This window comes from Rhizobium sp. 01T437, assembly GCF_056398505.1.
On the sequence record NZ_JBFTPM010000005.1, the window covers coordinates 87,222 to 101,265 of the forward strand.

The following is a 14,044-nucleotide window of genomic DNA, read 5'->3' on the forward strand; positions in this document are numbered from 1 at the left end:
GAATTTGTCAGGCGCGGTCTGCCGGATAGGGCGTGCGGATCAACAGCACCAGGCCTCCGGCCAGGAACAGGATCAGCGTCGACATGCCGAGATGCGCCGATCCGGTCAAATAGGTCACGATCGAAAACAATAGCGTTGCCATGAAGCTCGTGGCGCGGCCGGAGAGCGCATAGATGCCGAAATAGCGGCCGGCTTCTTCAAGGCTGACGCTGCGCGCCAGATAGGAGCGCGACGAGGCCTGCACCGGGCCAAAAGCAAGACCGATCAATAGGCCATAGAGGATATAGGCTTTTTCCGCCATCGTGCCGAAAAGCCCACCGCTATCGGCGGTCGAAAGCGGCATCAGCCCGAAGAAAGTGTAGCCCGGGCCGGTGGAGATAATGCCGATCGTGGCCAGCAACAGCATGGTGAGGCTGATGATGACAGTCACCTTCGAGCCGATCCCCCTGTCGACGCGTCCGGCAATCAGGCAGCCGAGGATCGCCACGACATTGAGAATGATTCCGTAGATGCCGATCTCGATCGTTGCCCAGCCGAACATGCCCGCCGCGAAGGCGCCGCCGAGGATCAGCAGGCCGTTGACGCCATCCTGATAGATCATGCGGGCGATAAGGAAGGTCAGGATATTGCGGCGCGTCTTCAGTTCGCCGAGCGTATTGCGCAATTCCTTGAGGCCGAAGCGCACGGCAAAGCCGAAAGGCAGTCCCTTGCGGGCATCCGGTGTAAAGAAAAACATCGGTAGGATGAAGATCAGATACCAGACGGCCGAAATCGGACCGGTGACGCGCGCATCCTCGCCCGTATGAGGATCGAGACCGAAAAGCGGGTCGAGGCCCAGAATGGTCTTGCCACTTTCCGGGCTGCCGGCCAGCAGTGCCACGACGGCAATCAGCACGATCATACCGCCGAGATAGCCAAGACCCCAGGCGGTGTTGGAAAGCTTGCCAACCTCATCCTTGCCGACAAGGCGCGGCATCATGGAATCGTTGAATACGATCGAAAACTCCGCCGAGATCGAGGCGAGGATCATGAAGATGACGGGATAGATAATTGGCGAGCCTGGTGCCGCAAACCAGAGGCAGCAGAGGCTGACGACCTTTATCACAGCGAAGAAGGCGATCCAGGGTTTGCGGGCGCCGGACTGGTCGGCAATAGAGCCCAGTATGGGAGACAGGATGGCGATGATGATCGAGGAGATCGTCGCCATATTGCTCCACATCGTCTGCGCGGAGACGGGATCGGCCGTCAGCCGCGAGACGAAGTAGGGGCCGAAAATGAAGGTGGTGACCACAGTGAAGAAAGGCTGGGCTGCCCAATCGAAGAGCATCCAGCCCCATATGCCCTTCTCCGTGGCTTTCGGCGGCTGCGTTCCTGTCCAGTCAATGCGATTCAAGCGTCCGCTCCTTTTTGGGGCGGACTGTCTCATCTCGCCCGGTCGCGCGCAAGATCGGTCAGGATGCCTGCGGCAACAGTGATGCGGGCGAGGTTCGGATCGGCACCGTCGCTGAGGCTCGCAAGCTCCTCGACGATGCGGTTGATGCGGATCCTGTCCTGCGCATGCCAGGCCTGGACTGGCTGCTTTTCCTTGCCATGATCCGAAAGCGCGGAGATCACGATATCGCGACGGGCGCTGGCGATCTGGTCGATGCTGCGGGCAAGCGCGAGGTTTTCATAGTGGTCCGACGTAATGATGCGGTTGCCCGCAGCAAGCAGCCGGCCGACACGGAAGGTCTGGGTGACGGCGAAATAGTTTTCGGCCGCACGCGGCAGCGCCTCGCCCGTCCGTTCAGCGATCTGCATGATTTCCGGCACGAGGGCGAGGGTCGGTAGGGCTGCAATTTCGGCGGCCAGTTTTTCCGGCAGGCCGGCCTGCTGGTACTCCTGCTGGCGCGCTGAGACTTCGGTTGCCGCCTGCTCGGCAAAGGCGGGTTTGAGTTTTTTCAGGGCAGCCTGCAGCCGGCTAATGATTTCAGCCATCCCGCCTCGGGTCACGCCGGTCTTCAGCAGCAGACGTGTTAGCACGATGAAACTATTGGTGATCTCCTCGTAAATCCGGTTCTGGACCTCGCCGGAAACCTTGTTGTCCAGGGCATCGGTTTCGGCCCATAGCCGGTTGAGATCAAAGCCGTCACGGGCGACGATCGCGGCGCGCACGACCTCAGAGGCAGAGGCCGCTGTGGCATCCATCATGCTCACGGCAAAGCCCGGCCCGCCGCGGTTGATCGCCTCGTTTGCGAGGACAGTCGCGACGATTTCCCGCTTCAGCCGGTGAGTGTCGATGTCGGATGCGTTCGACTTCTGCATCTTGGCCGGGAAGTAGTTGAAGAGCGTGCTGACGAAATAAGGGTCATCAGGCAATTCACTGGCGATCAGCGCGTCGAAGAGCACGATCTTGGCATAGGAGAGCAGCACGCCGATCTCGGGGCGCGTTAGCGGCCGTCCGGCCGTATAACGTTCGGACAGCGAGGCGTCGTCGGGAAGCGTCTCGACCTTGCGGTTCAGCTGGCCGGCTGCTTCCAGCACGCTCATGAAACGGCCGAGTTCCAGGCCGTTCGCGGTTCCTTTCCGGGATGTCAGCGAGATCGCCAGGGATTGCAGGTAGTTGTTGCGCAGCACGAGGCCGGCCACTTCATCGGTCATGCTGCCGAGAAGCTGGTCGCGCTTTGCCCGGCTGAGGCGTTGTTCATGCATGGCGTTTGCCAGTGCGATCTTGATATTGACCTCGACGTCCGACGTGTTGACGCCGGCAGAGTTGTCGATGGCATCGGAATTGCTGCGTCCGCCCTTCAGGCCATAGGCGATGCGGCCCTTCTGCGTGACGCCGAGATTGGCACCCTCGCCGATTACCTTGGCGCGCACTTCGTCAGCCGTGATGCGGATCGGATCGTTGGCGCGGTCGCCCACTTCCGCATCGGTTTCCGACGCGGCCTTCACGTAGGTGCCGATGCCTCCAAACCAGAGCAGGTCGACCGGGCTCCTCAGGATCGCCGTCATGATCTCGAAGGGCGTGGCCACCGCTTTGTCGATGCCGATTGCGGCTACGGCCTCCGGCGTCAGCGTAACCGACTTTGCCGAGCGCGAAATGATCATGGCGCCTTTCGAGAGCACGGACTTGTCGAAGTCCTGCCAGCTCGAGCGCGGAAGATTGAACAGGCGCTGGCGCTCGCGAAGCGTCTTTTCCATATCCGGGTCGGGGTCGATGACGATGTCGCGATGATCGAAGGCGGCCAGCAGCCGGATCTTCGGCGAGAGCAGCATGCCGTTGCCGAAAACGTCACCGGACATGTCGCCAACGCCTGAGACCGTAAAGGGCGTCGTCTGGATATCGATGTCCATTTCGCGGAAATGACGTTTTACGGTTTCCCAGGCGCCGCGTGCGGTGATGCCCATCTTCTTGTGGTCGTAGCCGGCCGAGCCACCCGAAGCGAAGGCGTCGTCCAGCCAGAAGCCCGCTTCCTGAGCGAGGGCATTGGCGGTGTCGGAGAAGGTTGCCGTGCCCTTGTCGGCAGCGACGACGAAATAGGGATCATCGCCATCGAGACGCACTGTATTGTCAGGCGGGATGATGTCGGCGCCGGAGATGTTGTCAGTGATGGAAAGCAGCGTACGGATATAGGTTTTGTAGGCTTCCCTGCCCGCATTGAAGACCTCGTCGCGGCTGCCGCCGATCGGCAGTTTCTTGGGATAGAAACCGCCCTTGGCACCGACAGGCACGATCACAGCATTCTTGACCTGCTGCGCCTTCACGAGACCCAGAACTTCGGTACGGTAGTCCTCGGCGCGGTCCGACCAGCGCAGGCCGCCACGGGCGACGCGGCCGAAGCGCAGGTGCACCCCTTCTACTTCCACGCCGTAGACGAAGATTTCGCGGAAGGGCTTCGGTTCCGGCAGGCCATCCACTAGGTGCGGGTCAAGCTTGAAGGCGAGCATCGCCTTCGGTGTCCCATCGGCATTGCGCTGGAAATAATTGGTGCGCAGCGTTGCATCGACGATATTGACATAGCGGCGCAGGATACGGTCGTCATCCAGGCTCGGGACGTCGGCAAGCTCGGCTTCGATTGCCTGATGCAGTTCGGCGAGCTTCTTGATACGCGCCTTTTCCGACAGCTTCGTATCGAGCGTGTCGTGGAACAGGCGGAAGATCGAAGCGGCGATAACAGGATATTTGTCGAGGGTGGTTGCGATATAATCCTGCGAATAGGCGATGCCGGCCTGGCGCAGATAGCGCGCATAGGCGCGCAGCACACTAACCTCGCGGGCCGAGAGACCGGCCGACAGGATCAGCCGGTTGAAGCTGTCATTGTCGATCGTGTCGCTGAAGGCTGCGACGAAGGCTTCTTCGAGTGGTGCGCCAAAACGTGCGAGGTCAATGTCCGCACCGCTGCGAGCCTCGAGTTCCATGTCGTGCAGCACGACGATGTTGATGGCGCTGTCGGCGGCCGGAACTTCGATATCGAAGGTCCGTTCGCTCAGGACGTTGAAGCCGAGGTTTTCGAGTAGAGGCACGCGGCGCGACAGCGGCAGCTGCTCGCCGGAATGGAAGATCTTCAGCGACAGGATGCGGCCGCGTTCATCGTCCTGGCGATAGTAGAATTCGATGCGGATCGGCTCGCCGGCGGCGCATGCGGCGATGTCGGGCAGATCGCCGACCGCTTCATCCGGCGTGAAGGCTTCCTGGAAGGCGTTGCTGACGCCGAGCTTCGGCGCCTTGGGACCGGCGAGCATCTCGAAGCGGCTGTCCCAGCGCGCGGTGATCTGGCGGATCGTCTCTTCGAGCTTGGCCTGATGGATGCGTGGCGTCTTACCGCCCGAGCGGCCGATGATGAAGTGAACGCGTGCCACGCCGCCTTCCGGGAAGGCCGGATAATAGGCGGAAACGCGGCCGTCATAGACGGTTTTCAGATAGGCGCCGATGCGTTCACGCACGATCGAGTCATATTCCTCGCGCGGTACGAAGATGATGACCGAGACGAAACGGTCGAAATGGTCGATGCGCGGCAGCACCCGCACGCGCGGGCGATCGGCGAGGTCATTGATCTGTTCTGCAAAGGTCGCGAGCAGGGGGGTATCGATCTGGAAGAGATCGTCACGCGGATAGGATTCCAGGGTGTTGTCGAGCATGCGGCCCGAGTGGCTCATCGGGTCGAAGCCGAAATGCTCCTTCACTTTTTCGATCTTGGACCGCAGCAGCGGAATTTCAGAGGCCGAAGAGGTGTAGGCAGTCGAGGTGAACAGGCCGACAATGCGCAACTCGCCTGTCACGTTGCCTTGCGCGTCGAAGCGCTTGACGCCGACATAATCCATATAGGCACGGCGGTGGACAATGGATTTCACATTAGCCTTTGTGACGATCAGGAAATCGGGACCATCGAGGAAGGCGAGAATTTCCGGCGTCGTCGTCACGGCGTCCTTGCCGGTGCGCAGAACAAGAACCTCGGGATTGGAGAGAATGCCGAGGCCTGTTCCCTTGTCGCGTTCGACCTTGGAATCGGGACCCTTGCCGGAATAGACGTAGTCGCGCATGCCGAGGAAGGTGAAGTTCTCGTCGCGCAGCCAGGTCAGGAATGCGATCGCCTCGTCGCGGTCGGCCTTCTTGCGGCTGGCGTTGTAATTCGAAAGCTCTGAAATCACCTCATCGACGCGGGCAACCATCGGCTTCCAGTCGGAAACGGCAAGCTCTACCTGCTCGAGCACTGCCTTGATCCGCTTGATCAGGTCGGCGGCCTGGGAGGGGCTCAGCGGCGAAATGTGAAGCTGGATGTGGCTCACCCGTTTTGCCGGGTCGCTCGGCGCATCGGCGGAATAGAGTTCCGGGGCCTTGCCGTCTTCCAAGATCAAGATCGGATGAACTGCCATGTAGATGTCGCGGTAGGTGCTGGTCACCTCACCCATGACGGATTCGTAGAGGAAGGGCTTATTGTGATCGGTCACCGAAAGGATGGAGATTGCAACGCCATCGGGCGTGACATCGGCGACCGTGTCGATGCTGACGCGCGGCACCTTACCGTTCCAGGCGCCGAGCTCGGCTGCCGAGTGTACGGCGGAAAGCGCAAGCATTTCTGGGGTGTAGAGTTCGAGATCGTCGCCGCTTGCACGGCCGAAGAGGATTTCGGGATCGAGATGGGGCTCGCCGGTCGCGGCCGCGATCTTGCGCGCGCTTTCGATCTGCTTTTCCCGTTTTGGATTGTTTCTGGTGGCCATGGATCATCCCCCCGATTGTTTTGATGTGGGCAAGGTAGCAGAAGGTTCTTCGAAAGAATCCTTAAAAGAGGGCTTCGAAAAGTAGTTTTCGTGCTTTTTTGGCTATGCTGGCGAGAGATTTCGAAAGCTTTTAGGTCGTTTTATGCCGATCGACGGCAAAATGACTTTATCCGGCTTTTCCGTCCCGCCGCACATTTCCACGCTCCCGTGAAGAATGGTTGACAGCGCCTCGTCAAAAAGATCATCAACGGCGGTCGAAATTCGGATTCGGATGCCATGTCGGAAAACGCAGCGGGCGCAGTCATCGTCATCTCCAGCCATGTCGTGCGGGGGTCGGTTGGCAACCGTGCCGCGGTCTTTGCGCTGGAAACGCTTGGCCATCAGGTCTGGGCGCTGCCGACGATCGTGCTGCCCTGGCATCCCGGTCATGGCCGTTCGACACGGCTGACCTTCGCCGAGGCCGATTTCGAGGCGGCGATCGACGACCTCATTCGTGCGCCGTGGATCGGCGAGGTCAAGGCCGTCTTGTCGGGCTACTTCGGCAACGCAGCCCAGGCCCGCTCCGTCGCGAAACTCGTCGCATCCTTGCGCGAGAAGAATCCGGAGCTGCTCTATGTCTGCGATCCGGTCATGGGTGATCTCGGCGGCCTCTACGTGCCGGAAGCGACAGCCGAGGCGATCCGTGACCATCTGATACCGCTTGCCTCGCTCGCAACGCCGAACCGATACGAACTTGCCTGGCTTTCAGGCGCGGCACTCGATGACAACAACGCGGTCATGGAGGCCGCACTTTCGCTCGGCCCCTCTCGCATGCTGGTCACATCGGCGGTGCCGATGATGGCGGGCGGCACCGGCAATCTCTATCTCTCCGGAAGGCATGCTCTGCTTGCCGAACACCGTGTCGTTGAAAACCCACCAAATGGGCTCGGCGACCTGCTTGCCGCCCTTTTTCTCTCTCGCCTGCTCTCGGGCATGGAGGATGAAAAGGCGCTGCAGCTGGCGACCGCCAGCGTGTTCGAGGTGCTGGCGCGCGCTGTCAAGCGCGGCAGCAACGAGCTGATGCTGGCAAGCGATGCCTCCAGTCTTTCGACGCCGATGGCAATGGTACAGATGCGTCACCTTGTTCATCCTGCGCAGCGGCGGAAAAAATAGGTCTCAGGCTTTTGCAGCGCAGCAGTTGATCTTGGCTCACGCGCGCGCTAATCCAGAGACATGATGAGCTTCCCCAACTCCCTGCTGGACGGTTATCGCAACTTCATGAGCGGGCGATATGCCGATGCCCGCGACCGGTATCGGCAGCTCGCGGAAAACGGACAGAACCCGACGACGCTCGTTATTGCCTGTTGCGACTCGCGCGCGGCTCCCGAACTGATATTCGATGCAGGGCCGGGCGAACTCTTCGTCATCCGCAACGTCGCCAACATGGTGCCGCCTTATGAACCTGACGGCCATTTCCATTCCACGTCGGCAGCGCTCGAATTCGCCGTGCAGGCTCTGAAGGTCAAGAATATCGTTGTCATGGGCCATGGCCGCTGCGGCGGTATTCGCGCAGCCCTCGATCCCGATGCCGAGCCTTTGTCATCCGGCGATTTCATCGGCCGGTGGATGTCGCTCGTTCGCCCTGCCGCCGAACAGATCGGCAGCAACGACGTCATGACGCCGGCCGAACGGCAGACTGCGCTGGAGCGGGTCTCCATCCGCAATTCGATCAACAATCTCAGATCGTTCCCTGATATCAAGGCGCTCGAGGAAGAGGGCAAGCTGGAGCTTCACGGCGCCTGGTTCGATATTTCGACTGGCGAGCTCTGGGTGATGGATTCTGAGACACTCGATTTTATCCGTCCCGAAATCTAGGGATAGACCGCTTTATCAGTTTTTTAAGATATTCCACTAGGCTGCGCTTGCAGGCAGCATATGCGCGTGGATTAGTCATGAATTTCGAAGTGCTGAAATTCAAGAATATCAGAAGGGCAGTACTGGCTGCCATTCTGCTGCCCTTCGTCTTCATGATCGCCGAAGGCGTGGTGTTGATCCGCTCCTCGCTCATGCAGTACCGCGCGCTCGAAAATGACCATCTCTTTGCCGATGTTCTTGCTCGCGGAGGATCGATTGCTGCCAATGAGATTCTGGCGGAACTCGTCGCGACGCGAACCTACATCAACAATCCGGACGGGATGACCAGGGCGGCCATGATGGAAAGGCGCAGCGCGCTCGACAGCGAACGCGCGCGTTTCAACGCCAGCCTCCCGCCCGTTGAAACGCTCGATCTCGGTCTGCAGTCACAGCTTTCCGATCTGCGCCTTGCTTACAGCCGTATCGTTGCAGCGCGTTCGGCGGTTGATCAAGGTTACTACGGCAAAGGCGGCAACCCCGTTCATATCTATGGTCAGGCCGGATTGAAGCAGCTCGGTCTCGTCTCGTCGCTTTCGTCAAGGATCCATGATCCTGTGTTGATGCGCAAATCCAGCGAGCTGATGAGTATCCTGCTGACCTATTACGGTGAGCGGCTGATCGGCAACCTTGGCCAGCGTTATTTCGACCAAACCGACTTTTCCGCCATGTCGCATGAGCAGCTCGTTCAAGGCGAAATGATGCTCGGTAACGGCATGGATCGCTTGCGTTTTCATTCTTCCTCGCCTGTCGTCCGGGAGATCCTTGCCTATAGGGCTCAGCCCGACGAGGTCTGGGCCGATACATTCACGAAGGCCATGGTTTCCGGCGCGCTACGGCCGGACAAGGCGATCCGAGACAAATGGATTGGTATCCAGAACGAGCGGCTGGATTTCCTGCGGCAGAAAATCGCCTCCGTCACCGATGATATTCATGTGACCGGACAGAAGCTGTCGATACGCTCGCACATTCACATGACGGTCGTGCTTGCGTTGTCATCCGGATTGGTGTTGCTCGTTGCCCTTATTGTGGCGCTTGCGGTTCGGGGCATCCGTCTCGTCGCCCGTGTCACCGAAGAGCGTGAACTGCTCATCAACGAGCTGCGCAATGCTGCCCAAACCGATCTTCTGACAGGCCTTTATAATCGCCGTGGCTTCGAGGCCGCCGCTTTAGCACTTCTGATGCAGGCTGAATATGGATCACGCTGGATTTCCGTCGTGCTATTCGATCTCGATCACTTCAAGAAAATCAACGACGTGTATGGCCATGACGCAGGCGATATCGTGCTGAAGCACGTAGCCGGCATCGCACGGGAAAGCTTCCGCTCCTTCGATCTGCTGGTGCGCCACGGCGGCGAGGAGTTCATGGCGTTGCTGCCGGATTCGACACCTGAGGATGCGGCCATCGTTGCGGAACGCGTCCGGTTGGCCATCGAGGCTGCTGACATCGCGCTGCCGAGTGGTGAGCATCTGCGGGTTACGGCAAGCTTCGGCTGTGCGGGACGTGCAAATGCCGTGAGCAATCGCAATTTCGATGATCTGGTGAAGCGCGCCGACCTGGCGCTCTATGCCGCCAAGGCCTCGGGACGCAATTGCGTCGTTGCCGGGCCGATTGTTCCTGCCGCGGCACCGCAGGAAGAGCGGCGCAAGGCTGCCGGCGGAACCCACGATTTCCGCAGTTGAAAAACGCCGCATTCGCATGCGGCGCTCGTATCATTTTCCTATTGAACGTCTTTTCAGTTGCCGTCGATCTGCTGACCGATATAGGCGATTGCCTGCTGATAGACCGTTGCGGCATTCCAGCCCTGGATGGCGACGAAGTTCGGCTCGCCCGGCTGGTAACCGGCGCCGGCGCGCCAGCCGTGACCCCTGAGGAAATTGGCAGTCGAGGCCAGCGCATCAGCGCGGGAGCCGACCATATCGACGCGGCCGTCACCGTCACCGTCCGCGCCGAAGCTTACAACGTTGCGCGGCAGGAACTGCGTCTGGCCGATTTCGCCATGGGCAGCACCCCGGGCTTGCGGGCTGAGATAGCCTTCCGAAACGAGCTGCAGGGCTGCATAAAGTTGGTCGGTGAAATATTCCGAGCGACGGCAGTCATAGGCGAGGGTGGAGACTGCGGACATCGTATGCTGGTTGCCCATATAGCTGCCGAAGCCGGTTTCCATGCCCCAGATGGCGATCAGCGGGCCGGCCGGAACACCGAAGCGGCGCTCGATCGAGGCGAAGAGAGCCTGATTGGCGGCTTTCATCGAACGCCCGCGAGAGATGACGGCCGCACCGCCGCGCTTCTTCATGAAAGCGTCGAAGGACAGCTTGAAGCTCTTCTGGCCGCGGTCGGCGGCGATCGTCGGCTTGTTATAGCTGACATTGGCGAAGGCACGGCTCAGGACTGACTGGCTGACGCCATTGGCCGCTGCCGTCTGCTTGAAGTCGGCGACCCAGGCATCGAAACCGGCACTGGTGTTGCCGCATTGGGCACCCTGCGCGAACGCCGGTACCGCATGGAGGACGCCCATTGCCGCGGCGGCCGCCAGAATCAATTTTATCATGCGCATTGAGAAACCCCGCTCTCGATCTGCATAGCTTTTAAGCCGGGCAAGAGAATGCCAGCCACCGGCGACTTTGTCACGATCACCTTTTAGCGAACGCTTATACGGCGGTATTTGCCCGAAAAAGCCCCGCTCGTCGAGCAGGGCTTTAGCATATTATGGTTTACAAATGGTTTCAGGCTGCCTGCTTGCGCGGCTTGACGAGGCCACGATTGATGAGCAGCTCAGCGATCTGGATGGCGTTGAGAGCCGCACCCTTGCGCAGGTTGTCGGAGACCACCCAGATGTTGAGGCCGTTTTCGACGGTCGCATCTTCGCGGATGCGCGAAATGAAGGTCGCGTCCTCGCCGGCAGATTCGTATGGCGTGATGTAGCCGCCATCCTCGTGCTTGTCGATGACGAGGCAACCCGGCGCATCGCGCAGGATATCGCGGGCCTGGTCGGCCGTGATCTCGTTTTCGAATTCGATGTTGACCGATTCCGAGTGGCCGATGAAAACAGGAACGCGGACCGCGGTGCAGGTCACCTTGATCTTCGGATCCAGCATCTTCTTCGTTTCAGCCAGAACCTTCCACTCTTCCTTCGTGTAGCCGTCTTCCATGAAGGTATCGATGTGCGGAATGACGTTGAAGGCGATGCGCTTGGTGAACTTCTTGTTCTCGATCGGATCAGCAACGAAGACGGCGCGTGTCTGGTTGAAGAGTTCGTCCATGCCATCCTTGCCGGCGCCGGAAACCGACTGGTAAGTCGAGACGACGACACGCTTGATCTTGGCGAAGTCATGCAGCGGCTTCAGCGCGACGACGAGCTGGGCGGTCGAGCAGTTCGGGTTGGCGATGATGTTGCGCTTTGTGAAGAGCGAAATCGCGTCCGGATTTACTTCCGGAACGATCAGCGGCACGTCGGCGTCGTAGCGCCAGGCCGAGGAATTATCGATGACGACGCAGCCCTGCTGGCCGATCTTCGGGGAGACGCGCTTGGAAACCTCGCCGCCGGCCGACATCAGGCAGATATCGGTGTCGGAGAAATCGTAATTCTCCAGATTGGAGACCTTCAGCGTCCGATCGCCGTAGGAAACCTCGAGGCCCTGGGAGCGCGAGGAGGCGAGTGCTACGACTTCATCGGCCGGGAAACCGCGCTCGGAGAGAATGTTGAGCATTTCGCGCCCGACATTTCCGGTGGCTCCGGCAACTGCAACTTTGAAACCCATTTCTCAAGCTCTCTTTCTCTTCTCTCCTCTTGTCCGGTGAGGGGGGAAGCGCGATATCATCGCGGCTTCCTGTCCCCAGCCGGGCCGGGGAGAGAGCGGCAGGCCAGAGACGTCAGACGGTTTTCGTCGTCGTTTTGGCCTTGGTTTTGGAAGAAACCGGAACGGCAAAATCCAACCGGGCATTTTCTGCCAGGTTATTGCGCTCAGCGATGGCGTGCTCGTGGCGAACCATGGATATTCCTTTTCCGTCGTTGCTCATAAAAGGTTTTCCACAGGAGTCAAGGTTTTTACGTGTGGGACGAGAGTAGGAGAAGGGCGCTGCAATGCTGCGGCGTTTTGTCATCCCTCTGTCATTGCCGGGGGGTATCCCCGACCCGTTGTAATGACTGCAACGAAAAACGGGGGTTTTTCCATGCGTATGCTTCTCGCCGCTTTCGCGGCCACCACGATTCTTGCCGGCGCTGCTCAGGCAGCTTCGATCTATCCGCTTGATCGCGCTACGATTCTTGCCGGTTCGCCGTTCGACTTCAAGGTCGAACTCAGCAAGCAGGTCAAGCCGGAAGACGTGAAGATCACGGTCAACGGCCAGGATTACAAAACTGTCCTCGGGGGCGAGGCACAGTTCGTCGAGCTGGAAAAGGGCAAAGAAGACAAGGCTCTCGGTTCCGCTCTCCTGCTGCGCGGCCTGAAGATTTCCGCTCCGGGTGCCTATAAGGTCGAGATTGCCGCCGGCGACGAGACGAAGTCTGTAACCTGGAACGTCTACGACACCGCGGCCCAGCCGAAGGCAAAGAACATCATCTTCCTGCTCGGCGACGGTCTTTCCGTTGCGCATCGCACGGCTGCCCGCATCATGTCCAAGGGCATGACGGAAGGTAAAGCGAATGGCCGCCTGAACATGGACGATCTCGAGCGCATGGCGTTCATTGGAACGTCGGCGACGAATGCCGTTGCCACGGACTCGGCCAACACCATGTCGGCTTACATGACCGGCCATAAGACGGCCGTCAACGCGATTGGCGTTTATGCGGACCGTACGCCTGACTCGCTCGATGATCCGCGCGTTGAAACCTTCGCAGAGGCCGTTCGCCGCATGACGAAAAAGTCTGTCGGCATCGTTGCTACGGCCGAAGTCGAAGACGCCACGCCGGCTGCCGTCGTTTCCCATACCCGCAACCGCGGCGACAAGGCCGACATCGTCGGCATGTTGCTCGAAGTCAAGCCGGAAGTCCTCCTTGGCGGCGGATCGGCCTATTTCCTCGGCAAAGAGGTCGCCGGTTCGAAGCGCAAGGACAATCAGGATTACATCAAGCTGTTCCAGGATGCCGGCTACAAGCTCGCGACCGACAAGAACGAGCTTGCGGCCAATGCATCGGCTGAAGGCAACCTTCTCGGTCTCTTCCATACCGGCAACATGGACGTTACGCTTGATCGTGAGTTCCTGAAGAAGGGCACCGTCGACAAGTTCCCGAACCAGCCGGGTCTCGTCGACATGACCAAGGTCGCGCTCGACCGTCTGTCCAAGAATCCGGAAGGCTTCTTCCTCATGGTTGAAGGCTCCTCGATCGACAAGATGTCCCATCCGCTCGATTGGGATCGTGCCGTCGTCGATACCATCGAATTCGACAAGGCGGTCGGTGTAGCCCGCGAATTCCAGAAGGCTCACCCGGACACGTTGATCGTCGTTACCGGTGACCACACGCATGGTGTTTCCATCATCGGCACCGTCGATGACGAAAAGCCGGGCACGGAAATGCGCGAAAAGGTCGGGACCTATGCCGAAGCTGGCTTCCCGAACTACAAAGACGAGAATGGCGACGGTTATCCCGATAAGATCGACGTCAGCCGCCGCCTGTTCCTGAGCGCCAACAACGGCCCTGACCATTACGAGACCTTCCGTCCGAAGCTCGAAGGCCCGTTCGTTCCGGCTATCCAGAACGAAAAGAAGGAATACGTCGCTAACGAACAGTACAAGGATGTTCCTGGCGCCGTCTTCGTTCAGGGCAATATTCCGAAGAGCGGCGACAGCGGTGTTCACGCCGTTGACGACGTCGTTCTGCAGTCGGCCGGCCCGGGTGCTGAAGGCTTCCATGGCTACATGGAACAGAGTGATGTCTACCGCGTGCTGGCAGACACTTTCGCTCTCGGTGCCAAGCAGACGAACTGATCCACCGATCTGGCAAGGCCGCTTG

General features: G+C 59.7%; 9 protein-coding genes. 4 read left to right on the forward strand and 5 right to left on the reverse strand.

What is annotated here, in order from left to right; genetic code table 11:
- Positions 1–7: 7 nt before the first annotated feature.
- Both AC1DM5_RS11325 and AC1DM5_RS11330 read right to left on the reverse strand, forming a co-directional pair.
- Entirely contained in the window at positions 8–1,426 is a 1,419-nt protein-coding gene (locus AC1DM5_RS11325) for an MFS transporter (protein ID WP_113183669.1), read from the reverse strand.
- Positions 1,423–6,201 carry an NAD-glutamate dehydrogenase gene (locus AC1DM5_RS11330; protein WP_113183668.1) on the reverse strand — a complete coding sequence of 1,593 codons (4,779 nt, stop codon included), beginning with the start codon at positions 6,199–6,201 and terminating at the stop codon, positions 1,423–1,425. The genes AC1DM5_RS11325 and AC1DM5_RS11330 overlap by 4 nt, the downstream gene beginning before the upstream one ends.
- 276 nt (positions 6,202–6,477) lie before the next feature.
- Between AC1DM5_RS11330 and pdxY the strand changes: the two genes are divergently transcribed.
- The 3 genes from pdxY to AC1DM5_RS11345 all read left to right on the forward strand — a co-directional run bounded on the left by pdxY (position 6,478) and on the right by AC1DM5_RS11345 (position 9,773).
- Positions 6,478–7,353 carry a pyridoxal kinase PdxY gene (pdxY, locus tag AC1DM5_RS11335; protein ID WP_037102147.1) on the forward strand — a complete coding sequence of 292 codons (876 nt, stop codon included), beginning with the start codon at positions 6,478–6,480 and terminating at the stop codon, positions 7,351–7,353.
- A gap of 60 nt (positions 7,354–7,413) precedes the next feature.
- Positions 7,414–8,055, forward strand: coding sequence for a carbonic anhydrase (locus AC1DM5_RS11340; RefSeq protein ID WP_113183667.1), 642 nt, complete (start codon positions 7,414–7,416; stop codon positions 8,053–8,055).
- 92 nt (positions 8,056–8,147) lie between these two features.
- Entirely contained in the window at positions 8,148–9,773 is a 1,626-nt protein-coding gene (locus AC1DM5_RS11345; protein WP_113183734.1) for a GGDEF domain-containing protein, read from the forward strand.
- A 53-nt stretch (positions 9,774–9,826) separates the two neighbouring features.
- Here AC1DM5_RS11345 and AC1DM5_RS11350 read toward each other — a convergent pair whose 3' ends face one another.
- The 3 genes from AC1DM5_RS11350 to AC1DM5_RS11360 form a co-directional block, all read right to left on the reverse strand.
- The gene (locus AC1DM5_RS11350) at positions 9,827–10,648 is read right to left on the reverse strand and encodes a lytic murein transglycosylase (RefSeq protein ID WP_007824758.1); all 822 of its coding nucleotides are present in this window, start codon (positions 10,646–10,648) and stop codon (positions 9,827–9,829) included.
- A 169-nt stretch (positions 10,649–10,817) separates the two neighbouring features.
- Positions 10,818–11,852 carry an aspartate-semialdehyde dehydrogenase gene (locus AC1DM5_RS11355; RefSeq protein ID WP_113322194.1) on the reverse strand — a complete coding sequence of 345 codons (1,035 nt, stop codon included), beginning with the start codon at positions 11,850–11,852 and terminating at the stop codon, positions 10,818–10,820.
- A 112-nt stretch (positions 11,853–11,964) separates the two neighbouring features.
- Complete coding sequence (locus tag AC1DM5_RS11360) at positions 11,965–12,195, reverse strand: hypothetical protein (protein WP_439016900.1); 231 nt, start codon at positions 12,193–12,195, stop codon at positions 11,965–11,967.
- Between the two features lie 69 nt (positions 12,196–12,264).
- Here AC1DM5_RS11360 and AC1DM5_RS11365 point away from each other — a divergent pair, with 69 nt between their 5' ends.
- Positions 12,265–14,019, forward strand: coding sequence for an alkaline phosphatase (locus tag AC1DM5_RS11365; protein ID WP_477819894.1), 1,755 nt, complete (start codon positions 12,265–12,267; stop codon positions 14,017–14,019).
- Positions 14,020–14,044: the final 25 nt, after the last annotated feature.

Bases quoted from the DNA above. Each gene is read 5' to 3' on its own strand.
- AC1DM5_RS11355 (WP_113322194.1), bottom strand. From the start codon at position 11,852: ATGGGTTTCAAAGTTGCAGTTGCCGGAGCCACCGGAAATGTCGGGCGC.
- AC1DM5_RS11360 (WP_439016900.1), bottom strand. From the start codon at position 12,195: ATGACAAAACGCCGCAGCATTGCAGCGCCCTTCTCCTACTCTCGTCCC.
- AC1DM5_RS11325 (WP_113183669.1), bottom strand. From the start codon at position 1,426: ATGAGACAGTCCGCCCCAAAAAGGAGCGGACGCTTGAATCGCATTGAC.
- AC1DM5_RS11330 (WP_113183668.1), bottom strand. From the start codon at position 6,201: ATGGCCACCAGAAACAATCCAAAACGGGAAAAGCAGATCGAAAGCGCG.
- AC1DM5_RS11365 (WP_477819894.1), top strand. From the start codon at position 12,265: ATGCGTATGCTTCTCGCCGCTTTCGCGGCCACCACGATTCTTGCCGGC.
- pdxY (WP_037102147.1), top strand. From the start codon at position 6,478: ATGTCGGAAAACGCAGCGGGCGCAGTCATCGTCATCTCCAGCCATGTC.
- AC1DM5_RS11350 (WP_007824758.1), bottom strand. From the start codon at position 10,648: ATGCGCATGATAAAATTGATTCTGGCGGCCGCCGCGGCAATGGGCGTC.
- AC1DM5_RS11340 (WP_113183667.1), top strand. From the start codon at position 7,414: ATGATGAGCTTCCCCAACTCCCTGCTGGACGGTTATCGCAACTTCATG.